Below are 24,781 nucleotides of genomic sequence, written 5' to 3'. Positions count from 1 at the left end.
TTATTAGTTCAAAATTTATCTACATCACATCCTCATCTTCTACTTCCGACAATTTCTCTTTCGCAGATTTCTTGTTGTCATGTAACAAAGGAACACCAACCGATTCCATTAAAGCCGGTCGTAAAATTTGCCACAAGTAATTAAACGTAGAATGATATGGATCCCTTATTATTGAAACATTTGCAAGTCTTGGTTTGTTATGTTTTCTTTTCTTTTTATCCGGATTGTCATGCTTCAATACTAAGTTAACAAGGTCTGAAAGAAACCTTTTATCTACCAGTTCTCCGTTTTTTTCTTTCAACAGTGCGGCTCGTAAATCCGTATATAAGAATATCATGTCTATAGTAGCGCCTTTGCTTGTCGCTTCTGTACTAAAAGTCATCTCATTCAAATAACCACTCTTAATCTCAGCGAAAGCCAAAGGTTCTATTAATTCATTCAATGCCGTAAGGTCGAAGTTTGTCATATGCGCATTTAGCAAAAAACGGTCGTTCAATGAATCAACCGGTAGCAACCAGGTAGCTGTAAAATAGCCTCTTCCCATTAATTTACCATTTGCATCGAGACGGATATATTGATCCGGTTTGGAAATGATATTAGTGAAGCCCGAAAACACTCCATTCATATCCGTAAAAAACAACTTTCCGGGAACAGTTCCTTTCTTTGCTAATTCTTCATAAACAACAGATAAATTTTTCACTTCCACTTTTTGTATATCTAAATTTACAGGAGCTTTCTGCAAACCGGAATAAATCATTGGAATGACATGACGTGGAACGGCAATTTTTTGATTCTTGAAATTTTGCAATACAGCATTTTTCACCTGCACATCTTTTATTCGCAATATATTATCTTCAAAATAGCGAGAAAAATTGATACCCAATAGTGAAACACTGTCTATTTTCACATCAAACCAGTCTTTATGATGCGGTTGCAAATAGGCAAATTTCATTTTAGGATACAAAGCAGCCAAATGTAAATGCTCCATGTTCAAGGCTGAATCCGCCAAGTTTATATCACCAATATGCAATGTATAATAACCATTATCCAACGGGAACGACAGGTTATTTGTAGAAAAACGGATGTCATCTAATTTAAAAGTACATTTACGATTATCAACAAGTAATCCTTTGACTATTAGATTGGCTGTGTTTAGTCTTTGATGATGCAAGGAGTCTCCCCTTCCCCGAAAAGCATAATTTAGTGTCGCATCTGAAACATTAAAACGCTCCAAAACTATTTTTTCGGCGATATTTCCCAATGATTTATACAAGTCACTTCTCTTAAATGAAACAGGTTTTGTTTGGCGGGCCGAGTGTGAAAGCAAAAGATCTATAACCGGACTGTCAACATCAATAGTTCTCAATCTGAGCATAGTACTATCCTTAATAATATGATCCACCATAAGAGCCTTCAACGATACACGAATATTGTAAGCTGATGGAGTATTACTAGACAATGGACGTAAAAACATCTGCTCTATTTTTAAACTCTCCGTCTCCGAACAAAATGCCATTTTTTCGATATTAACATGATAATTCCGGGCCGTCATCAAGCCTTCAATGCCACTTGCTTCAAAAGAAAAGCTACCCGGATACCAAAAGCCATGTTTTAATTCCGATAAAGAATCAATAAGAAAATCGTTTGCCCGGAAATTAAAATTTGCCAACTTATAAACTTCTACAGAATCTTTCAGAGCATAAGAGTATCGTGCTTTCGCCTCACTGATACCAATTGTGCGGATAGAGACACTATGTAAAACCGGAGAGATAATTTCATACAAAGACAAAGAATGAACTATTGAATCCGCATTTAAAGGAATATACTTTTGCTCTGTCCTTTTGCCTTTATTCGCAAAATTATAAATATTTATATCAGGAGATACAATTTGGAATGAATTGGCAGTCAAATAGTTTAAAGCATCTTTACGGTGGAAAGCGACACCTCGTACTTCAACAGCTTTCACAAACGCATTCAAAGAGCTATGAGGAAGCCTTCCATCTTCCCTCTGCAGGCTATTTAAGGGCTTCATTTCTATATTGGAAATACAAATAACCGAATCTTTTGTGTTAAGCACGATACGATCTGTTTCTAACATAAAATCATTGGCCTTCAAGAGAGTCTGAGGATGATTGGCAACAAAATCAAAGTTATCACAATAAAGCAGTTTACCACTCTCCGATGAGTTTTTATCCAAACGAAAACCATAAGCATGAAAACTAACATTCTTCAACGCATACGAAATAGGCGGCTGAGAATCTATAGTTTCATAAGAAACACTAGCATTCTCCAGATTCAAAGCTTGTACACTTAATACATCTATATAAGGGGAAATAACTTCATATGAGGTTTTTGACTCCACTTGTCCTAATTTTTTTTCCGCTATGGACGAATCATCTGGGCCAAACACTTTAATGTCAGGCTTTTTAATCTCGAAAGATTTGAAATTCAAGCGTCTAAAATTTCTCCGCCATGTCAAGTCTACCCCTTTAAAATCAATCATCCCAATCTGAGCATCCACATAAATGGAAGGAAGACTGTCTTTCTCCTTCCGGTAGCAAAACGCCACAGAATCCGGATATAAACGGATACCTTCTATTTTCAGTTCACCTTTAAAGAAACTAATTGAGAGATTTTGAAACGAAAGGCGATAAAAGCCATCCGTAGCATCGGAAGTACGCACAGCCAATTCTTCTTTCAGAAACTTTTCCAAACGTTTCGTCAAAAAAAAGTTTAACACAAAAAGCCCGGCAACCAATAAAAGTATTATTCCCCAAAAACGCCATATCTTTTTTCTTTTCTTCTCGCCCATAGACTCATTCGCAGACTAAAACTTAAATGTCTCTATATTATATTGAACAAAAGAAAAATCATTAAGTTGCCCCGGACGAGCCAAAAATACAAATTATAAGCTATTGTTTCTCGGTCATATACTTCCAAAAGCGAGCAGGCATGTTCTGACGGTGCAATCTCGGATTGACACGCTCTTTAATAGCGATAGTCTTAAAATATTCTTTCCAAAGCCGCTGAAATAACTTCTCGTTTTCATCCATCAAATCCTCACTAAGTAAACCAGACAAAAGATGGGCTTGTTTTTCTTCAAAACGGACTTCTGAGACTTCTTTCAAATCGTAATAATAACCATACTCACGTTTTAAGTCATAAAACAACCATTTCTGATCGGCAAAACGGTCCTGTAGATAAGGAATCACAAGAGGAAGAACATTATATAATGGTTCTACTGCGGCAAAGAAAGTTCCGTCTGCAGCTTTCTGGAAACGGAGGAATTGTATTATATGAAGGCGCTCATTGCTGACTTTTTTCCAGATTTTAGAAACGGATAGCACATCCGGATCACCTAAATTGAACTCTATAGTATTAGGTGCATCTATCGCTTTCCGTATATACCGGAACAAAAGCATATCAACTTCGGGAAGCTCGGACAGCCAAGAAACAGTCAAAATAGAAAGAGACATTTCTGATATTTTCTTCCGAAGTCCTTTCCATACGCGATCGGCTTTTGTATCATCTGTATAAATAGTGACTACTTCATCATAAAACAAGGGAAGAGGTTCGTCTTTTGCCAAAAGTACATCAGGAAATGAATGACGCACATAGGCATCAAAAACAGCAGTCAACAGACCTTCAAAGGTTTTATCATAGATAAAAATAATCATGTTGTCAATCCTCGAATTGTAACACTAATTGACGTTCGTCTACATTACGTCCCGTTTTCTTTATAAATAAGCGACGCACGGCATCCGGACTCACTTCATGTATCGTCTGCATCGGTAATTCACGACAGGTAATAAAATATTGTGCTTTTTTCATCACTACACCTATTTTCTTTAACTGCTCAGCTCCCAGATTTGAATAACGACGGGAAACAATTATAATTTTAGCAGACTTCACTCCTATTCCCGGCACACGAAGTAACATCTCATAATCCGCCCGATTTATGTCAACCGGAAAAGCTTCCGGATGACGTAACGCCCATGAGAGTTTAGGGTCTATTTCCAAATCCAAATCAGGATAAGCATCATTCACAATCTCATCGACTTTAAACTGATAGAAACGCAACAACCAATCAGCCTGGTACAAACGGTTTTCGCGGACTAGTGGAGGTTGTTTCAACGCTGGTAACCGATTATCATATGAATTAACAGGGATAAAACCAGAATAATAAACCCGCTTCATTGTGGGACGTTGGTATAAAGCCGAAGAAAGATGTAATATATCCTTATCTGTGTCAGCTGTCGCACCAACAATCATTTGTGTACTTTGCCCAGCCGGAGCAAAACGGGGAGCAGAGCGGAAACGTTTCCGTTCTTCTGCACTTTGAAGTACTCCCTGCTGAATATAGCGCATTGGAGTAAAAACACTTTGAAAGTTTTTTTCCGGCGCAAGCATCTGAAGGCTTTTCTCATTTGGAATTTCAATATTCACGCTAAGACGATCTGCATAGAGTCCGGCTTCATTTACCAATTCCGGACTTGCTCCAGGAATACTTTTCATGTGGATATATCCGTTAAAACGATATACCAAACGAAGGTCTTTTATTACTCTTACAAGTCTCTCCATCGTATAATCGGGATTACGAACCACACCAGAGCTAAGAAAAAGTCCTTCTATATAATTCCGACGATAAAATTCAATGGTAAGATTAACCAGTTCCGTCACAGAAAGAGTGGCCCTTTGTATATCATTGCTCCGGCGATTGATGCAATAAGCACAATCGTATATGCAATAATTCGTCAGCATAATCTTCAAAAGAGATATACAGCGTCCATCTTCCGCAAAAGAGTGACAAATTCCCCAACCAGCAGCACTTCCTATATTTCCCTTCTTATGGGAACGGGAGGTTCCGCTGGAAGCACAGGAAACGTCATACTTTGCAGATTCAACCAATATCTTCAATTTCTCAAGTACGCTTTCGTTCATACTAATCCAACATTAAATATTACAAATGTAAGGATATTCAACAAACAAAACTGTTACTTCAACAGATTTAACAAGAATATCAAAATAAAAGAGAGCACCATACGATGCTCTCTCTTTTCCGTCTCACAGTTAAGGCCCAAATCCTTAATGGAACGGGAATAATCATAATTAAAGTATTGGTTTTATGTCTTAAAATTAATATTCATTTATAAATATATTTTTTATTTTTTAAGACAGCACAAAGATAAATATTATTTTCAAATTACCAACTATTTCAAATAAACATCCCTATAAATATCAAAATATAAATCATGATAATAAAAGATATTTATAATATCCACAATATTCAAGAGTACACATCAATACAAAATGTAATATAAAATTTTAGCAGGCCATGCCCTAAAGCTTGAAACACATAGAAAATCAACACTTTTATATTAATTTATACTAAACACACAAGCTTTAAAATAAACATTCAAATTGCATTTTCATATTACGAGCAGCAATTTATACAAAATACCATTACAGCCATTTTACAAAACGCTTAATATACCAATTTTTATCAGCTGTGTCAATATACAATAAGACAGTCTTAATGAACATAACAATTGGGTGCTTGCGATTCTCGTGTACCACTTCGTTAACCCCGAAAATATTCAAACGTTTTTTCAGTATTGAATGAGACTGTCTGTTCCTTTCTTTTTTTTCACATCACAAACTCTTATTTTGCAGATTAAAATAAGTAATTCATTTTCTTACAGGCAAACACATAGATTAAAACCGTATAAAAGACGTTCATTTATCTACTAAAAATGAATATCCCATATTCCACATGACCTTTCAAGTGTAACCAAAGCGGACATATATCCCTTCATCGTCTCCAAATAGTTCTGCTGAACTTCATTATAAGATCGTTGAGCTATAAGGACATCCAAAATAGTAGCTTCCCCACGCTTGTATTTATAGACCATGCCATCCAGCACTTTCTGTGATTCTTCCAACACGCCAGACTTGTACTGCGTAACCTTTTTCTTTTCCGCTTCAAAAACGAACCAAGCCTGAGTGACCTCCGCTTGTATTTGCAATTCGACATTCTTCTGCATGATGGCTGCCTGATCTATTCTGTATTTTGCAGACTTAACCGCACCTTTGTTGATCGCGGAGAAAGATAACGGAACTGAGACTCCGACAATAGCATAACGAGCCTGTGGCAGAAAACCGTTCCAGTCCCTCTCATAGGAAAGTGACATGCCGATATCCGGACGACGCTCGGCACGTGTCAGTTTGTATGCCCGTGAATTAACCCCTATGTTTTTCGATGCAGCCAACAATTCTACCCGGTTTGTTTGTCCCAGTTCCAGCAGCAAAGCAAGTGTAAAATCCCTCTCCAAGCTATCCCAGTTTCCTAAAGGGATATTCAGTATGTCTGCATTCGCTCCCATGTATTTATTCAGTTCCACCAATGAGGAATAATAAACCGCTTCCTGATCATATACCTCATTCAGCAAGCCCACCGCTTCCAGCCAAGACTGCCGTGCGTCGTTTTTGGTTATTTCCCCCGAAACGTAGCGAAGACTATCCGATTGGCTCAGTCGAACCATATATTGATAAGAATTTTCCTTCACATTCAACAATTCGCGTTGTAAGATAGCATCAAGAAATAATTCGGCAGCCTGAGCACGCAAGTCTTGAAAATTCTGTTCGAGAACCAACTTTTCCAATTCAGCTTGGCTACGTGCCAGCTTAACCCGAGCATAACGTTTTCCCAATTCCAAAGAATAAGAAAGTCCAAGTGTATATGTATCCTTGCTCCCCTCAAAGTCAAGCGATGGATCTGGTAAGACTTTCGCAGCTATGATTTCAGCTTCAGCGACACTTACGTTTAACCGGTTTGCCAAATATTCCAGATTCTGTTTTCCTACCCGGTTCAGATAAAGATCAAAAGTCATTTTCTGTCCGTCACCGGATAGTCCACCTGTTTGTGCCCGAAGTCCAGTTACGGTTACGGTCAACATAACCGACAGCAAGAATATGCGGATGTTATTTGTTATCATGTTTGCCATTGTTATTCATTATTTTGTTTTCTACCAGATAATAAAACACGGGCAAGATAAACATCGACATCAGAGTCGAAAATATCAGGCCATAAACAATCACCGTAGCCAAAGGGCGCTGTACATCACTGCCGATACCAATTGCCACCGAAGCCGGAAGCAGACCGATAATCGTAGTGGCAGATGTCATCAGTATAGGACGAAAACGCTGCCGGGCGCCTTCCGACACGGCATTGAACAGATTCGCACCTTTCCTGCGCAGTTCGTTTATCTGTGAAACCATAATGATGCCGTTCTGTATAGAAAGTCCGAACATGGCGATGAATCCCACGGCTGAAGATACATTCAGAGTCATACCTCGCAGATTCAGTGCCAGCATTCCCCCGAACAGTGCCAGAGGTACGATGGAAAGCACCAGACCTGCCTGACGGAATTTCCCGAAAGTAATATACAACAGAATGAACATGCACATCAAAGTCAGAGGAACAATAATTGCCAACCGAGAATACTCCCGATGTTGGTTTTCGAATGCTCCGCCCCATTTAACAGTATACAGACTTTTGTCATAGTTCACCTTTTCATCAATAGCCTTCTGTGCATCTTTCAGAAAAGAGGAAAGGTCTCGTCCACGAAGATTCAACTTCACGGTCAAGTGTCTTCTGTTCATTTCACGTGTGATCATACTTTCTCCAATACTTAACCTGATATCGGCTACTTGTGAAAGTGGAATCTTCGCCCCGGTAGAAGAAGTAAGCATCAGTCCGGCAATCTTTTCAGGCGTATTGCGAGCATCTTCCTTATATTTACAGGTAATATCATACTGCCGGCCACTTTGATAAAGTTGGGCTACAGCTTTTCCGCCAATTGCAACTTCTATCAGATCGGAAACTTCCGACACATTCAATCCATAACGGGCTATAGCACCCCGGTTCATAATGATTTGTAACTGGGGCAAAGGAGGTTCTTGGTCAATATCCAAATCTACCACACCCGGCACGGAACCCAAAGTCTTAACAATATCTTCTGCGATCCGGCGTGTTTCACGGAAATCATTTCCGTATACTTTCACCACCAGTTCACTATGCGCACCAGCAATCTTGTCCATCACTCCATCTATCATTGGCTGGCTGAGCCCTACACTAAAGCCAGGCAACGTTGCATACTCGGTTGCCAGTTCGTTAATGAGGTCTCTCTTTTTCTTACCTTTTGGCCATTCACTGTAAGGCCTTATGCCAACAGACACTTCAAAGTGCGAAGGAGTAAAAGGATCCGTTCCATCATCGTTACGTCCGGCTTGTACCATGATGTACGTTACTTCCGGATATTTCATAGTATGTACACGCAACGTATCAGACAAAGCTCTGGCCTTCTCCACCGAAATACCGGGGGGAAGATTCACTTGCAGCCAAATAGATCCTTCATCCAATTCCGGAAGAAAATCTTTTCCGACTGCGATACTTAATGCAACACCAGACAATAAAATGACGGAAGCAGCAACAACTGCCCAACGCGGTTTCTTCAATAACTTAGCAAGTACTGACATATATTTATCCCGTAACTTCTCCAGCCAGCGATTTTTGTAAATCTTGCGAGGTTTCCGGTAAATAGCGTAAGCTATTCCGGGAATCAACAGCAAAGCCACCAGCAATGCACCAAGCATGGCATAACTCATAGTGAATGCCATCGGTGTGAAGAGCTTACGTTCCACGCGTTCAAAAGCAAATAGCGGAAGATAGGCAGTAATGATAACAAATGTGGAAAACAGAATGGGACGCCCGACCTCTTTCACACGAGCGGCAATACTTTTCTCTTCCATATACTCTTCCGGATGATCTTCGCGTTTTTTCAGAACTGTCTCCAGCATGACAATCGCCCCATCTACAATAATTCCGAAATCGATTGCTCCCAAAGAAAGCAGATTGGCGGGAATGTCTGTCAGATGCATTAATATAAAGGCTATTAACAACGCAAGTGGAATTGTGACAGAAACCAACAACGCACCTCGCCAGTTGCCCAGAAAAAGGATAAGAACCAGAACGACCAGCGCCATTCCCGTCAACAATGTCTGAGAAACGGTATTCAAGGTCGTATTTACCAAACTGGTACGATCCAGAAATGCATGAATACGTACTCCTTCCGGCAAACCTCCGTTATTCAGTTCATCTATCGCCTCATGCACTCCATCCAGCACAAGCGAAGGGTTTTCGTGTTTGAGTAAAAGTACGATTCCTTCCAAACTTTCCGAATAGTTTCTCTGACGGTCTGTATAGCCCAACACGCCTTTTCGTTCCAGATTCCCGTATTTCAGAGAACCCAAATCTTTAAGAAAGATCGGTACACCGGCTTCGGAACTCACAACAATGTTTCCCAAATCTTGAAGATTTAAGCGAAAATGAAAATACGGTTGCCGTACTGACTATTTATTACAAGGAAAAACAACTGACAAACCTTGTTTTTAAAAGGCGTGAAATGGCTGATAAATTTGTTGATACTTCGCAACAACTATTGAATGAAGAGGGGAAAAAGGATTTTTCTTTCAGTGGTTCGATTACTACGGTTTATGACAGTCAGACACTTAGTGAGGAATTGGGCGGTTTCCTGAACGGTACAATCAAGCCTAAAGGCACATTGTCGGAGATAATGCAACTAATCAAGGTGGCAGGAATGAATTAAAAAGAAGATAGGTTTTGCCTATCTTCTTTAACCTGTATATTATTTCTTTTCGGGAAATATCTTCTTTACTTTCAGCCATTGAGAAAATTTCTTGTGTGCTATGTCCGAAGTAATATTACTTTCAAGGACTTGGTATTTACCGTTTACTTTGGTAAATAGTTTTTTCATGTCCTCGTTTACTTTCTGATTGGTGATTTTGGCATATAACTGTGTCGTTTGAATAGAACAGTGTCCCATGAGCTTGGAGAGCGTTTCTATCGGAACTCCTTGAGAGATACACGTTTGGGTTGCATAAGTATGACGTGCAAGGTGATAGGTTAAATTCCGTTCTATACTGCATAATCTAGCTACCTCTTTCAGATTGGTGCATATACAAGAAAGATTTATCATATTGAAAACCTTATCCGTTTTTCGTTCGTTCTTGTACTTCTCAATAATCATCAAAGGAATACTTAACAGATTAAACACATCGGAACAGATTGGTTTAAAAATCTTTTTTATTTTGGCAACAGTCTGTTTACTGATTTCACTGTTTGGGATATATGCAGTTGCTTCGGCAGCCACCAAACGAAGACGTAAGGAAGTAGCCATACATAAAGTAATGGGGGCCGATTCCCATGATATCATTCGCATGTTTTTCAAGGAATACATTATACAAGTACTGATTGCCGGAGCCTTTGCTCTCCCACTAGCTTATCTTGCAATGAACAAATGGCTGCAAGGATATGCTTACCGAATAAGCATTCCTTTATGGTTACTGGCAGGGGCTATCACAGGAGTAATCACTTTAGTTTTGCTTACCGTGTTAGGGCAAGTGTTGAAAGCAGCTAACAGTAACCCGGCAGAGGTAGTAAAAAGCGAGTAAATCGAAATAATCACTTTAAACTTCACATCATTTCTTGCACATTAAAAATAATAAACTACTTTTGCACCCGCAACGACGCGATACGGAAGTAGCTCAGTTGGTAGAGCACTGGTCTCCAAAACCAGGTGTCGGGAGTTCGAGCCTCTCCTTCCGTGCTAAAAGGTAATTGTAAAATATTTTATTATCTATTCTTCCTCTTTATAAAGCATTCTAATACTTCTCCCTATTTTGGTACAAAAAAAGTCTAATTCAAGACATAATTCGTTAAATAAAGTAAGCACTTTTTTATTTTATAGAATGAATATGCTACATTTATTGCCGATTTTAAATCTAATTATAAGACTAACTAGAATACCATAAAAAACAAAATGACGGACAACAGATTTGCGAATCGTTATTCATCCGAGAAAAAGAAAAGTTTTTTTAGGGGAAAAACTTTCATTCTTCTGATAGGAGCACTCTTGGGAGCAGGCATTGTTATTGCCACCTATAAAACATCAGTTTATTTCTCAACAGACGAATCATGTATGATATGCCACGTGCATCCGCATGTAGAAGCCAGTTGGAAATTATCAAAACATGTAAATAACAGAAGCGGAGTTAAGACTCATTGTGTGGCCTGCCATCTCCCCCCACAAAATAATACTTGGAAACATTATTCCGCCAAAGCCCAATTAGGTATTAAAGATGTTTGGTCTTATTTAACCAAAGACAGCGCAGACTTTAATTGGGATAGCAAATCGGAATTGGAAAATGCCGTAAAATACATCCCGAACGAATCATGTAAAGAATGCCATCAGAACCTATTTCCCGAAGGTATTTCCAATGATGGAATAACAGCTCACCTTTATTATGATGAAAACGAAAAGAAACTGAACCTGCAATGTATCAGTTGCCATTTGGATGCAGGTCATTATAATCCTAATTATAATCACTCAAAGATGACAGGTATTCCCGGAATAACAAACTCATCAGCCGATCCGAAAACTCTCTTTACCGACACAGTTAAGATTACATCATTCAATGATTATATAGAACAAATACCCGGAACTCAGGCTTCCTTTAAGATGATTGCTATTCCCGGCGGTACATTTGAAATGGGTAGCACAGATAAAGAACCGTTCCATAAAGCAGATGAAGCTCCGGTAAGAAATGTTACCGTAAGTCCTTTCTTTATGGCAGAAGTAGAAGTAACCTGGGATCAATATTGGGCATTCTATGGTAATACAATGAGTGAAGGGCGTACTCCTCCGGAAACTGTTTATGCTAACAATAGTAACTCGAACGTAGATGCTATCTCTGGTCCTACACCGCCATTCGGTTTTCCGGATCAGGGTTGGGGCGGCGGTGATCGCCCGGCTATCACAATGACACATTATGCCGCTGAAACATTTTGCCAATGGTTATCTAAAAAAACAGGTAAGAAATATCGTCTGCCAACTGAAGCTGAATGGGAATATGCCGCACGTGGAGGAACACAGACACCTTATTTCTTTGCCGGTAATCCAAAAGATTTCTCCAATCAAGGTTTTTGGCGTAAGTTCTTTGATGCAAAAACAGACAGTATCAGTTCATTCGTTATTTACGGTAATAACAGCCAGAACAGAACGCAAGAACCGGACAATGTATTACCCAATCCTTTTGGGCTAAAGAATATGTTAGGTAATGTAATGGAATATTGTGCCGATAAATATAAAGCAGATGCTTATGCAAAAAGCGGTAACAATGTAAAAGATCCGTTAGTAACCGAAGGTACCGAATGGGTAGTACGTGGAGGTAACTATACTTCAGATGCCGCCGATGTTCGTTGTGCAGCACGTGACTATACAAAACACGACGCATGGTTGAAAACAGACCCACAACAACCAAAAAGTATCTGGTGGTATTCCGATATTCGAGGCATCGGTTTCCGTGTAGTCTGCGAGCCGGATGCATCAATAGGTGCAAAATAGACATTTTAAACAATAAAAAGACTTATATAGAATATCATGAAAAAAGAAAACAGTATCAGTAGAAGATCTTTCTTGAAAAGCTCCGCCATGGCAGGTGCTTTAGGAGCTATAGGAACAGGTAGTGCAGCTAGCGTATTAACGTCTTGCGATGGAGGGAAAAAGGCGAATGCCCTTAAACCGTTAAAAAAACCAGGAACATATTATATTCCGGAATTACCCGATTTAGCAAGTGACGGAAAAGAGATTAAGGCAGGTGTTATAGGCTGCGGCGGACGTGGTTCGGGCGCAACATTCAACTTCCTGAATGCTGCTAACGGGGTAACAATCGTTGCCTTGGGTGATACTTTTCAGGATCGCGTGGACGGTTTAGCAGACAAACTGAAAAAAGAAAAAAATATAGATATTCCGGCAGACAAACGTTTCGTTGGATTAGACGCTTATAAGCAAGTCATTGATAGTGGCGTAGACGTAGTGATTGTAGCAACTCCCCCAGTCTTCCGTCCGGTACATTTCCAATATGCCGTAGAGAAAAACAAACACGCATTCCTGGAAAAACCTATTTGCGTAGACCCTGCAGGCTATCGTACGATCATGGCAACAGCCAAACAAGCCGCTGCGAAAAATTTGCGCGTAGTAACAGGTACACAACGTCATCATCAACGCAACTATGTTGAATCTTACAAAAAGATCATGGAAGGTATGATCGGTGAAATCACCGGAGGTTGTGTATACTGGAACCAAAATATGCTTTGGTACCGCGACCGTCAACCAGGTTGGAGCGATTGCGAATATATGATCAAAGACTGGGTAAACTGGAAATGGCTTTCCGGCGATCATATCGTAGAACAGCATGTACATAATATAGATGTATTTACATGGTTCAGTGGATTAAAACCTGTAAAAGCCGTAGGTTTCGGTTCTCGTCAACGTCGTATCACAGGTGATCAATTTGATAATTTCAGCATTGACTTTACAATGGAAAACGGTATCCACTTGCACAGTATGTCTCGCCAGATAGACGGTTGTGCAAACAACGTCAGTGAATTCATACAGGGAACAAAAGGTTCATGGTCTACAGCAAACAATGAAACTGTTATAAAAGACCTTGCAGGTAACGTTATCTGGAAATACGAACCGGAAACCAGAAAAGAAAAAAACGAAAATGGCGAAGAAGTTGCTGTAGAAATTTACCAACAAAACGATCCTTATACATTGGAACATGTTAACTGGATTAACTGTATCCGTAAGAATACTCCGATAGAACAAGCATCCGAAACAGCAGTCTCAAATATGGCCGCTATCATGGGACGCGAATCTGCTTACACTGGTGCAGAAGTAACATGGGATGCCATGACAGCTTCTCCACTTGATTATACACCGAAAGACCTGAACTTAGGCAAAATGGACATGAGCGGTTTCGTTGTGCCGGTTCCTGGTAAACCTTTGGATAAATAAGATTAAGAATATGACATTAAACAGAAGAAACTTTTTACGGACTACATTGTCTGGAGCCGCGTTAGCAATTGGAGGTACGACTATTGCAGCCTGTTCCTCCAAACCAGGGCAGCAATCGGCTACTTTAGCCGGTGAAAAAAGTGCATGCGATTCAAACTATAATCCAAAAGCGGAACTGAAACTTTCTTTTCAAGAATGGACTCCTCCCGGCGATAGCCTGAATGAAAAGCTGGACTATATGGAAAAGCTAGGCATTGTAGGGATAGAACTAAGTGGAAAAGGATTATCCGGAAGAGTAGACGAATTCAAGCAGGCATTAAACGGACGCAATATCAAAGTCAGTGCTATTTGTGCAGGCTTTGACGGTTTCATACTTTCTACTGATCCCGCCATCCGCAAACAATGTATGGACACAATGAAGGAAATCATTGCTGCTGCCGGAGAATTAGGCTCTACCGGAGTTATCATTGTTCCGGCATTCAACGGACAAGTTCCTGTTTTGCCTCATACAATGGAAACAAGAGACTTCCTTTGTGAGCAATTCAACGAAATGGGAACTTTTGCTGCTCAACATGGCACTACTGTTATTTTTGAGCCATTGAACCGGAAAGAATGTTTCTATCTGCGCCAGGTAGCTGATGCTGCATCTATATGTCGTGACATCAATAACCCGGGAGTTCGTTGTATGGGCGATTTCTGGCATATGACTGCAGAAGAAACGTCTGATATGGGAGCTTTTATCAGCGGAGGTGAATATTTGCAACACGTACATGTTGCCAGCCGTAAACGCCGCAGTATGCCGGGTGAAGATGGTGAAGCAGATAACTATGTAAACGGATTCAAAGGCCTCAAGATGATTGGCTACAACAAATACGTCAGCTTTGAATGCGGATGTCAAGGTGACCGCAACGTTGTACTCCCCGCAGCAGTTAAATTACTGCGTGAACAATGGGAAGAAGCTTAATAAGTATGCCTTTAGTATATTCAAATATGCAGTTAAGTGAGGTGGTGGAAGAACACCCCTCACTTATTCCTGTTATTAACCGTTTTGGTATCCGCCTTGGATTGGGTGACAAATCAGTTAAAACTGTTTGTGACGAATACAAATTGGATACCGATTTCTTGCTTACCGTTATCAATACGTTTCTTAACGAAGAGTACTTTCCGGAAAAGAAATTACAAACCTTCCATACATCGCAGATCATTGATTATCTGACTAAAACGAACCAATATTACCAACGTTACCAGATTCCGAACATTGAAAGACATCTTGGTTCGTTTATAGCCATGAGTACGCCAGGTAACAATTCTCTTAATTTGATAGGTAAATTCTTTTCTTCTTTCAAAAATGAGTTTACAGCTCGTATTGAAAAAGATGAGCAAGTATGGTTTCCATACTGCCGTTCTTTAAGTGAAAAGCTGCAAGTATTTTCTGCCGAAGGACGGGAAGATGCACTGCATCTCAACTCAGAACAACGATTAGACGATCCGATTGAAGCTTTACTGGCTGATTTAAAAAGTATCATGGTCAAACATTTGTCGGGCGATTATAATGAGAATTTATGTTATGCCGTTATCTTCGCTATCAGCAGCCTGCAAAAAGATATTAAACAACATAATCGGATTCGTTACCGAATCTTGACTCCGATGGTTTCAGCCATGGAGAAATTATGTATGTAAGCCCATCGGATGCACCACAACAAACAAATAGCGATTATATTATCCGATACATTACAATGTATTGGTTTGCAAAGTATACTGACCGATTATTTCGCTCCGGTAGAGATCAGCTATTTCCCTGCATTTGAAGAGTTGTCAAATAGCGGAAACGATACGTTCGATTATTATTTCACGAATGCGGAAACAATGGTTTTAAACACAGACTTTTTTCTTCCGAGAAAAAACAAAACGATGATACTTATCGAAAGCCGTAACAATAATGAAGAATCTTCACCATCCAATCATATTATAACCACCGCTTCACAAGAAACCATCATTGAACAACTGGGACAGTTCTTTAGCAATGATAGTAGCGGCAGTTTTTCCAATGAAAACAATAAAGAACTCTCCAGCCGGGAAATAGAAGTCTTGCAATTAATCGTAAAAGGAATCACCAATAAAGAGATTGCCGACAAACTCAATATAAGTCTCAACACAGTCCTCTCCCACCGAAAAAATATCACAGCCAAACTAGGTATCAAAACGATATCCGGTCTCACCTTTTATGCCATCATGAACGGTTTCATCTCCGGAGATGAAATAGGACTTTAAAATCACTACATGTAGTGATTGATTTTCTGTAATCTTTCACGTTTCTTTGCAATCGTAAAAAACAAACAGAATATGTTAATACGATGAAACAACGTTATCTGTATATCCTTTTGACGACAATTTGTATCAGTACTCAAACAGTTAGGACTGAAAAGGTTAACACATCCTTAAACAATGATACTATCAAAACATACAATATCGATGAAATCATCGTTACCTCTTCCACCAAAGAAACAAATGATCTGCGTACATTACCGGGATCGGTATCTATTCTTTCTCCGCAAGCAATATCCGCGTGGCAGATTGATGCACTGAAAGATATCAGTGCATTCGTTCCCAATCTATACATGCCGGATTATGGATCAAAAATGACTTCTGCAATTTACATCCGGGGAATTGGCGCACGAAGCAGCGGACAGTCTATCGGACTGTATGTAGATAATGTTCCATATCTGGATAAGAGCGCTTTCGATTTTGAACTAAACGATATCCAACGCATTGAAGTTTTACGAGGTCCTCAAGGAACTTTATACGGTCGTAATGCAATGGGAGGTATTGTAAATATCTATACACTCTCACCATTTGACCACAAGGGAACAAAGCTTTTAGTATCAGGAGGGAATCATGGAGCTTTCAAGGCAAAAGCGTCCCATTATACGAATATAGGCAACCGTATCGGTATTTCAATCGGAGGATATTACGATAGGAACAATGGCTTTTTCATGAATGAATATAATCATACAAAAGCTGACAAAGAAGAATCAGCCGGTGGACGTTTCAAACTGGACTGGCGGATTACCGACCAATTAACCGCCCAGTATACATTTAATTACGACTATGTAAATCAAGGGGCTTTTCCATATGGTCAGTATGATAAAGAAACCGGAGCGGTACAGCCTATTCGTATCAATGATCCCAGTTCCTATTGGCGACGCACATTAAATAACAGTCTTTATCTGCAGTGGAAAACCGAACGTTTTATTCTTTCCTCCACTACTGCTTACCAATATCTGAAAGATGACATGAAAATGGATCAGGACTACACAGAACTGTCGGTTTTTACCCTTAACCAAAAGCAAAAACAATATGCATGGAGTGAAGAAGTAGCAATCAAATCGAATAGCCAAAGTAACTATCAATGGAGTTTTGGAGGATACGGTTTTTATAACAGTCTGAAAACGGATGGTCCTGTAATCTTCAAAGAAGACGGAATAGAAGGAATACTGCAAAAAGCATTTGACGAAATAAAAATGCCCAAACTAACAGTAAAGGGAGACAACAACCAAATCTATTTTCCCGGAACGTTCGACACACCAACCTACGGATTTGCCGCTTTCCATCAATCTACATACAATAATTTGTTCACTCCCGGATTCTCTGTTACTGCCGGAATACGTTTAGACTATGAAAAGGCAAAGATGGAATACGATTCATCCGTCGAAGGTATGACGATGAATGTTTTTATGCCAAGTATGCACCCCAGCATGCCTACAATTGATCAGGATTTTCTCATGGACTCCCGTTTATTGGGTGAAGAAACACAAAACTTTCTGCAAGTACTTCCTAAAATATCCTTGCGCTATCAATGCACGCCTCGAACATTCACATATATGTCGGTTGCCAAAGGATATAAAACCGGCGGTTACAATGTTCAAATGTTTGGTGATTTGGTACAGGTACAAGCCCAGTATGACCTGAAAGAAGAGTTAAAAAAACTAATGCCACCTTCGATGAGTGGAATAATCAACAATCCGGAACCTCCGGCTGTTTCTGATGTAGCATCTTATAAACCGGAACATAGCTGGAATTATGAAGCAGGAATCCGTAGCGAACTAATTAAAAACAGATTGAATGCAGAACTGACATTATTCTATATGGATATCCGCGACATACAACTGACAACTTTTGCTGAGAATGGAAGTGGACGTATGATCACCAACGGAGGAAAAGCAAATAGTTACGGAGTAGAATTAAGTCTTCGCAGCCGGATCGTCAACGGTCTGACTGCCGACGTAAATTATGGTTTCACCCGCGCCACATTCCGGGATTACATGTATGCAGAAAAAGACGGAAGCAAAACCGACTTAAAAAACAATTTTATCCCTTACACGCCACGTCATACGGTAAGTGCCGGAATACAATATATAAAATTGTTCAGGAATAAGTTTATCGATCAGTTTTCCGCTTCCGCTCAATTTACCGGAGCTGGAAAGATATTCTGGACTGAAAAGAATGATATCCACCAGCCGTTCTATGGTATACTAAATGCCAAGACCGGTGTTCGTAAAGGCATTGTTAGTATGAATGTATGGAGCCGCAACATAACCAATACGGATTATCAGGCATTTTATTTTGAGTCATTCAATAAGTCTTTTATTCAGAAAGGCAAACCTTTTCAGATAGGTGGAGAAATAGCTGTAGCATTTTGATAAATTATCATTTGCGGCTACTAATAACAACGCAATTTATTCATACATGAAACTATTATATTATGTTCCTATGCTGCTTATTCTGTCACAAACGGTATTAGGGGTAGATGTAGAAAATGATACCCTAAAGCTCCAGCAAGTGGATTTGAATGAAGTAGTCATACAATCGTTTAAACAGGGAAGAGACCTGCGGGTTGCACCGATAGCCGCCACATCTATCAGCGGAACAGCTATCCGAAACCGGAACATTACCAATATAAAAGATTTCAGCGCCGCTATTCCCAATTTGTTCATGCCTGATTACGGATCAAAATTAACGTCCCCGGTTTACATACGAGGTATCGGATCGAAAATTAATGCTCCTTCTGTCGGGCTTTACGTAGACGGTATTCCTTACTTTGAGAAGTCCGCCTTCGACTTTGATTTTACAGAAATCGACCGTATTGAAGTGCTTCGCGGTCCGCAAGGAACATTATACGGACGTAACACAATGGGTGGCATTATAAACGTATATACCAAATCTCCCTTAAAATATCAGGGAACGAATATTGTTTTTTCAGGAGGTAATTATACAAATATTGATGCATCCGCCTCTCACTACGGACGCATTAACAAAAAGCTGGGCTATGCACTATCCGGTAACTACAATCATGCGGGAGGCTATTTTATCAATATGTATACAGGAAATAAAGCCGACAGGCAAAACTCCGGTTCCGGTCGCATGCGTTTGGAATGGGAATTACAACCCCAGCTCACCATGCAATTGATAAGTAACCTCGATTACTCCGATCAAGGCGGTTATCCTTATGCTGTTTGCGATTCAGCGACTTATAAACCGGGCAGTGTAAACTATAACGACTACAGTTATTACAAACGTTTGATTTCCACTACAGGCATAACATTGGAATACCACACGGAACAATACAGTATAAACAGTCAAACGGCTTTCCAATATCTGAACGACCACCAGGGAATAGATCAGGACTTCTCTCCTCAACCTGTCTATTTTGCCAAACAAGACCAAAGGCAGAAGATGGTATCCGAGGAATTCAACATCAAATCTACCGGAAAAGGACAATATAACTGGTTATTCGGAGCTTTCGCCTTCTGGCAGGGAATAGATAACACTGTAATATTAAACTATCTTTCCAAAGATTACAGCACCCGCAAAATATACGATACACCTACATACGGCATTGCCTTGTACCACCAATCTTCTATAGATAATCTATTCACAAGGGGGCTCTCCCTTACGTTAGGTATTCGTTACGATTATGAGCGAGCCTCTACCGATTTTATCTATCATAAAGATACACAAAGCCAGAGCGAACAAGTAGATGCGTTTTACAGTAAGCTCAATTTCAGTCAGATTACACCTAAAATAGCCCTGCAATATATGTTCCCTTCCGCAGGAATGATATATGCCACTGTAGCTAAAGGTTATAAGACAGGGGGATTCAACACTTCTTTCGAGCGAGACGAGGATCGTTCGTTCCTTCCCGAAAATAGTTGGAATTATGAAATAGGAGCCAAACACCCCCTATTAGACAAACGCCTGCAAGCAGAAGTCGCTTTCTTCTGGATAGACTGGAAAAATCAGCAGATAAGTCAGCCTCTTCCTTCAGGAAAAGGTTCGATGCTAAAAAATGCCGGACGCAGCCGGAGCCGTGGAATAGAACTAAGCCTGCAAGGGAATCTGTTTAATGGTTTCATGTTGCAAGCAAACTATGGTTTTACGCAGGCTACATTCAAAACTTACACAAATGGAAATAAAAGTTACGCGGGCAATTTTCTGCCAATGGTTCCGGCCCACACATTTTCTGTAGGAGCCGATTATACCATCTCACGTCCCTGCAATCATATCGACCGGTTTACCATAAGCACCAACTACATTGGCACGGGACGCATATATTGGAAAGAAGATAACAATGTATCGCAACCCTATTACGGTCAACTAAATGGAAAAATTTCGGCAACAAAAGATTTTCTTACCTTTGCAATCTGGACTAAAAATATAACCAATACGGAATATACGGCTTTCTATTTTGAAACCGGAGGTAAAGGATTAGCACAGAAAGGACGTCCGTTTACCATCGGAGCAGACATTCAGGTCAGTTTTTAATCACCGGATTATCGGCAAAAGAATAAACAAACAGAGATAGATGATACAAAAAGACAAGACATACAATCTCGCAACTTTTTTCTGCCTCTATATCGCGCAGACAATACCAATGAGCTTTTTTTCTACTGTCATACCGGTAATGATGCGCCAGGAAAACTTCTCGCTCTCCGCTATAGGATTGCTGCAACTCATCAAACTGCCATGGATTCTGAAATTCCTCTGGTCACCAATGATAGACCGTCATGCTCTGACCACAGGAGATTACAAACGCTGGATTTTTTCGTCAGAATTGATTTACGCCGCATTAATATTCGGTGTAGCCTTCCTCGATTTCCATACCGATTTTTATGCAATCGTCGCCCTTATTATCATCTCATTCATTGCCTCTGCCACCCAAGACATTGCCACCGATGCACTTGCCGTACTCTCTTTTAGCAGGAAAGATAAAAGTTTGGCAAACAGTATGCAATCAATGGGAAGTTTCGGAGGTTCCATGATCGGAGGAGGCGTGTTACTCCTGCTGTTCAAACAAATAGGATGGAATGACCTGCTACCTTGCCTGGCACTGTTCGTTATTGTCGCATTGTTGCCGTTGTTGTTCAATAAGGGGATTAAGATACAACCCAAACAACCTGATGAAAGAGCCAAAAAGGCAGATGTGTTTTATTTCTTTACCCAACGAAAGATATGGAAACAAATAGGCTTTTTATTCCTATACTATTCCGGACTTATCGGAACATTGGCAATGCTAAAACCTTATTTAGTAGATTTAGGATACAGCATGAAGGAAATCGGAATAATGAGTGGAGTAGCCGGAACGTCCATCGGTTTCCTTGCTTCGTTTACGGGAGGGATAATAGTACGGCGTATCGGACGCTTCCAAGCACGAATCTTATTTGCCCTGTTTGTTTTAGTGGCTACACTTTACTTTCTGGGGCTTTCTTATGCCACTCCTACTACGGCACTGCTCTACGGAGGCATTTTCCTTCTTTGGGGAAGTTATGGAATGGCTACTATCGTAGTCTACACCACCGCAATGGATTGTGTACGTCCCGGTCGTGAAGGGACAGATTTTACCATACAAACAGTTATCACCCACCTAAGCGGTATGCTGATGGCAATACTCAGCGGGAAGATCGCTGATCATACGGGATATCACGGACTTTTTTTCTTTGAATCAAGTATAGCCCTGACCTCCCTCATTTATATTTTAATCGTATTTAGAAAAGACAAGGAGATGGTATGAAACAAGAACTTCTGGATAAATACAACGTACCGGTACCCCGATATACCAGTTATCCGCCTGCTAACTATTTTCAGGAAGGATTCTGCAATAAAGAATATACAAAGATAATACGTGAATCGAACCACCAGAAACCGGCGGAACTATCCTTTTACTTCCATATCCCCTTCTGCCGGCGTCTTTGCCATTATTGCGGATGTAACTCCTACCCTGTTTCCACACAAGACATAATAGACCGCTATGTTTCCGCTCTGCACAAAGAGGTAGAAATGGTAACAAGCATGCTCGATCCACAGCGGAAAATCGCTCAGATACATTATGGAGGAGGTACTCCGACTATCCTTCCAGCGTCTGACCTCAAAGCGTTAAACGAACGTTTGCTACATAAGTTCAGAACAATAGAGAATCCTGAGATAGCCCTGGAATGTCATCCGGGATGGTTGTCGGAAAAAGATTGGAATGAAATATCGGAAGCTGGGTTCAACCGCTTTAGTCTGGGTATTCAGGATTTCAACCGGAAAGTACTCGACACCGTAAACCGCCAATACTCACTCATGAACGAAGAAGAATTGGTAAAAATGTTACATGGATTCGGTGCGCGGGTCAACATGGATTTTCTCTATGGACTACCTAACCAAACAGAGAAAAGTTTTACAGAAACCATCATACGGGCAGCCGCCATCAAACCGGACCGGTTGGTAACGTTCTCATACGCTCACGTTCCCTGGGCCTTCCCTCGTCAACAGGTATTGGAAAAAGCCGGGTTACCTCTTTCCGACGAGAAAAGTAAAATGTATGAATCGGCACGTCACATCTTGTGCAAAGCCGGTTACGAGCCAATCGGGTTAGATCATTTCGTGCGCAAGGATGACGAGTTATATACGGCACTCCAAAACGGGAAGTTGCATCGTAATTTCCAAGGATATTGTACACGGCGTACTACCGGGCAAGTGTATGCTTTCGGCGTTACGGGCATCAGCCAGTTATGCACGGCTTATACTCAAAACACAAAAGATATCATGGAGTATATCGAAAAGATAGAAGCCGGTATATTACCGGTAGCCAAAGGATATACATTAACAGTGGAAGAACAAGTAACCCGCGAAGTAATAGAAATATTAATGTGCAACTACCGTATCGACTGGCAAGAGTTATCCGAACATTTATCAATGCCTGTCGATACTATAAAGCAGGCTACTGCATACAATGAAGCTAAACTAAGCGAGTTTGCGAATGACGGCATCATCGAATATGATGCCAACCACATAGAGATAACTCAGGAAGGAACTCTTTTCGTCCGCAACATAGCTGCATCATTAGACAAACTGATGCTTAAAACAAACAAATCATTTTCTAAACCGGTATAACCAATCATGAACATGGAGATATTACAAAAGGATATTGTTATCATCGGAGCAGGGCTCACCGGACTTACCACAGCCTTTTATCTGGCAAAAGGTAAAAAAAACATAGCTGTACTGGAAAAGAGCAACCGCATTGGAGGGCAGATACACACACTGCACGAAGATGGTTTCACTTTCGAGAGCGGCCCTAATACCGGAGTAGTATCTTACCCGGAAGTAGCGGAGTTGTTTTCCGCCCTTTCCGGCACCTGCACATTGGAGACGGCTCGAGAAGAATCTAAACGCCGCCTGATTTGGAAAGGAAACCGGTTCCATGCATTACCGTCGGGATTACTCACTGCGGTAACTACTCCCCTGTTCACTCTCGGAGACAAATTCCGCATACTGGGAGAACCGTTTCGGGCCAAAGGAACAAACCCGGATGAATCGGTTGGAGAACTGGCCAGCCGCCGCTTGGGAGAATCTTTCCTTAAATACGCGGTAGACCCATTCTTATCAGGTGTTTATGCCGGAGATCCAATGAAACTGGTCACCCGCTATGCTTTGCCAAAACTATACAATCTGGAGCAGCAGTACGGCAGTTTTATCAAAGGCTCTATAGCCAAAGCGAAACAACCCAAAACAGAACGAGACCGACTCGCAACAAAGAAAGTGTTCTCCGCAGAAGGAGGACTAAGTAACCTAACAGATGCAATGGCTAAAACGATCGGAACAGAAAACATTACGTTATCGACAAATCACCTGAAAATAGAGCCGGCAGATAAAGGCTGGACTATTTCTTTTACCACTCCTGCAGGAGAACAAACCATTCAAGCCAACCAAGTCATTACCACAACAGGAGCATATACCTTGCCGGAACTTCTCCCGTTTATAGAAAAAGAAATAATGGATAAGATCAGCAGCCTCCATTATGCCCCGGTTATCCAAGCCAGCGTAGGAATCCGTGATACCGGAAAATTGTGCTTTGACGCATTTGGCGGCCTGGTTCCGTCATGTGAAGAGAAAGAAGTACTGGGTATCTTATATCCTTCCGCTTGTTTTTACGGACGTGCACCGGAAAAGGGAGCTGTCTTTTCTTTCTTCATAGGAGGTGTGAAGCGTGCGGAATTAATGGATAAAACGGACGAAGAACTGAAAGATATAATTCTCCGCGCATTCCATGACATGCTGAAATTCCCTGATAATATCCAACCGGACCTCATACGTATATTCCGTCATTCACGTGCCATTCCGCAGTATGAAGTTAACAGTGGCGAACGTTTTCAAACAATTGAAATGCTGGAATCACGTTATTCCGGCCTGATACTTGCCGGAAATATCAAAGGAGGCATCGGTATGGCCGACCGCATACGCCAAGGGACAGAAATAGCCAGAACGATATTGGAAAACTAAGCGCGTTTACCTTTATCCAT

General features: G+C 40.6%; 17 protein-coding genes, 1 tRNA gene and 1 pseudogene. 13 read left to right on the top strand and 6 right to left on the bottom strand.

Annotated elements, in window-relative coordinates:
- Window positions 1-19: 19 nt before the first annotated feature.
- The 5 genes and pseudogenes from C1721_RS09060 to C1721_RS09040 all read right to left on the bottom strand — a co-directional run.
- A complete protein-coding gene (locus C1721_RS09060; RefSeq protein WP_102408056.1) occupies window positions 20-2,812 on the bottom strand; it encodes a hypothetical protein in 2,793 nt (930 codons plus the stop codon).
- A gap of 100 nt (window positions 2,813-2,912) precedes the next feature.
- On the bottom strand, window positions 2,913-3,677 hold the full coding sequence (locus C1721_RS09055) for a TIGR03915 family putative DNA repair protein (RefSeq protein ID WP_102408055.1): 765 nt from the start codon (window positions 3,675-3,677) through the stop codon (window positions 2,913-2,915).
- A gap of 4 nt (window positions 3,678-3,681) precedes the next feature.
- Window positions 3,682-4,941, bottom strand: a complete 1,260-nt coding sequence (locus C1721_RS09050; RefSeq protein ID WP_102408054.1) for a putative DNA modification/repair radical SAM protein — start codon at window positions 4,939-4,941, stop codon at window positions 3,682-3,684.
- Window positions 4,942-5,747: 806 nt separating this feature from the next.
- The gene (locus tag C1721_RS09045) at window positions 5,748-6,995 is read right to left on the bottom strand and encodes a TolC family protein (protein ID WP_102409367.1); all 1,248 of its coding nucleotides are present in this window, start codon (window positions 6,993-6,995) and stop codon (window positions 5,748-5,750) included.
- Window positions 6,982-9,378: pseudogene (locus C1721_RS09040) on the bottom strand (efflux RND transporter permease subunit); the annotation flags it as partial. The pseudogene C1721_RS09040 and the gene C1721_RS09045, both read right to left, overlap by 14 nt.
- Before the next feature lie 86 nt (window positions 9,379-9,464).
- Between C1721_RS09040 and C1721_RS09035 the strand changes: the two are divergent.
- Window positions 9,465-9,668 carry a hypothetical protein gene (locus C1721_RS09035; protein WP_102408053.1) on the top strand — a complete coding sequence of 68 codons (204 nt, stop codon included), beginning with the start codon at window positions 9,465-9,467 and terminating at the stop codon, window positions 9,666-9,668.
- Between the two features lie 39 nt (window positions 9,669-9,707).
- Here the strand turns inward: C1721_RS09035 and C1721_RS09030 are convergent, their stop codons facing one another.
- A complete protein-coding gene (locus C1721_RS09030) occupies window positions 9,708-10,109 on the bottom strand; it encodes a tyrosine-type recombinase/integrase (RefSeq protein WP_102408052.1) in 402 nt (133 codons plus the stop codon).
- A 61-nt stretch (window positions 10,110-10,170) separates the two neighbouring features.
- Here C1721_RS09030 and C1721_RS09025 point away from each other — a divergent pair, with 61 nt between their 5' ends.
- The 12 genes from C1721_RS09025 to hemG all read left to right on the top strand — a co-directional run bounded on the left by C1721_RS09025 (window position 10,171) and on the right by hemG (window position 24,761).
- Entirely contained in the window at window positions 10,171-10,533 is a 363-nt protein-coding gene (locus C1721_RS09025; protein WP_234347399.1) for an ABC transporter permease, read from the top strand.
- An 82-nt stretch (window positions 10,534-10,615) separates the two neighbouring features.
- Window positions 10,616-10,688, top strand: a tRNA-Trp gene (locus C1721_RS09020).
- Window positions 10,689-10,901: 213 nt separating this feature from the next.
- A complete protein-coding gene (locus tag C1721_RS09015) occupies window positions 10,902-12,485 on the top strand; it encodes an SUMF1/EgtB/PvdO family nonheme iron enzyme (RefSeq protein WP_102408050.1) in 1,584 nt (527 codons plus the stop codon).
- Window positions 12,486-12,521: 36 nt separating this feature from the next.
- Complete coding sequence (locus tag C1721_RS09010) at window positions 12,522-13,940, top strand: Gfo/Idh/MocA family oxidoreductase (RefSeq protein ID WP_102408049.1); 1,419 nt, start codon at window positions 12,522-12,524, stop codon at window positions 13,938-13,940.
- 10 nt (window positions 13,941-13,950) lie between these two features.
- Window positions 13,951-14,904 carry a sugar phosphate isomerase/epimerase family protein gene (locus C1721_RS09005; protein WP_102408048.1) on the top strand — a complete coding sequence of 318 codons (954 nt, stop codon included), beginning with the start codon at window positions 13,951-13,953 and terminating at the stop codon, window positions 14,902-14,904.
- Between the two features lie 26 nt (window positions 14,905-14,930).
- Complete coding sequence (locus C1721_RS09000) at window positions 14,931-15,620, top strand: helix-turn-helix transcriptional regulator (protein WP_199830429.1); 690 nt, start codon at window positions 14,931-14,933, stop codon at window positions 15,618-15,620.
- A 9-nt stretch (window positions 15,621-15,629) separates the two neighbouring features.
- Window positions 15,630-16,211 carry a response regulator transcription factor gene (locus tag C1721_RS08995; protein WP_102408047.1) on the top strand — a complete coding sequence of 194 codons (582 nt, stop codon included), beginning with the start codon at window positions 15,630-15,632 and terminating at the stop codon, window positions 16,209-16,211.
- Between the two features lie 83 nt (window positions 16,212-16,294).
- Window positions 16,295-18,640 carry a TonB-dependent receptor gene (locus tag C1721_RS08990; RefSeq protein WP_102408046.1) on the top strand — a complete coding sequence of 782 codons (2,346 nt, stop codon included), beginning with the start codon at window positions 16,295-16,297 and terminating at the stop codon, window positions 18,638-18,640.
- Window positions 18,641-18,686: 46 nt separating this feature from the next.
- Window positions 18,687-20,762, top strand: a complete 2,076-nt coding sequence (locus C1721_RS08985; RefSeq protein ID WP_102408045.1) for a TonB-dependent receptor — start codon at window positions 18,687-18,689, stop codon at window positions 20,760-20,762.
- Between the two features lie 40 nt (window positions 20,763-20,802).
- Window positions 20,803-22,008 carry an MFS transporter gene (locus C1721_RS08980; RefSeq protein WP_102408044.1) on the top strand — a complete coding sequence of 402 codons (1,206 nt, stop codon included), beginning with the start codon at window positions 20,803-20,805 and terminating at the stop codon, window positions 22,006-22,008.
- Entirely contained in the window at window positions 22,005-23,372 is a 1,368-nt protein-coding gene (gene hemN, locus C1721_RS08975; protein WP_102408043.1) for an oxygen-independent coproporphyrinogen III oxidase, read from the top strand. The genes C1721_RS08980 and hemN overlap by 4 nt, the downstream gene beginning before the upstream one ends.
- A 12-nt stretch (window positions 23,373-23,384) precedes the next feature.
- On the top strand, window positions 23,385-24,761 hold the full coding sequence (hemG, locus tag C1721_RS08970) for a protoporphyrinogen oxidase (protein ID WP_102409363.1): 1,377 nt from the start codon (window positions 23,385-23,387) through the stop codon (window positions 24,759-24,761).
- The last annotated feature ends 20 nt before the right edge of the window (window positions 24,762-24,781 follow it).

Origin of the sequence: Parabacteroides bouchesdurhonensis (genome assembly GCF_900186615.1) — a bacterium.
GTDB classification, from domain to species: domain Bacteria; phylum Bacteroidota; class Bacteroidia; order Bacteroidales; family Tannerellaceae; genus Parabacteroides; species Parabacteroides bouchesdurhonensis.
The sequence above is the reverse complement of the archived record's forward strand: the minus strand, read 5'-3'. Positions and strand labels throughout refer to the sequence as shown.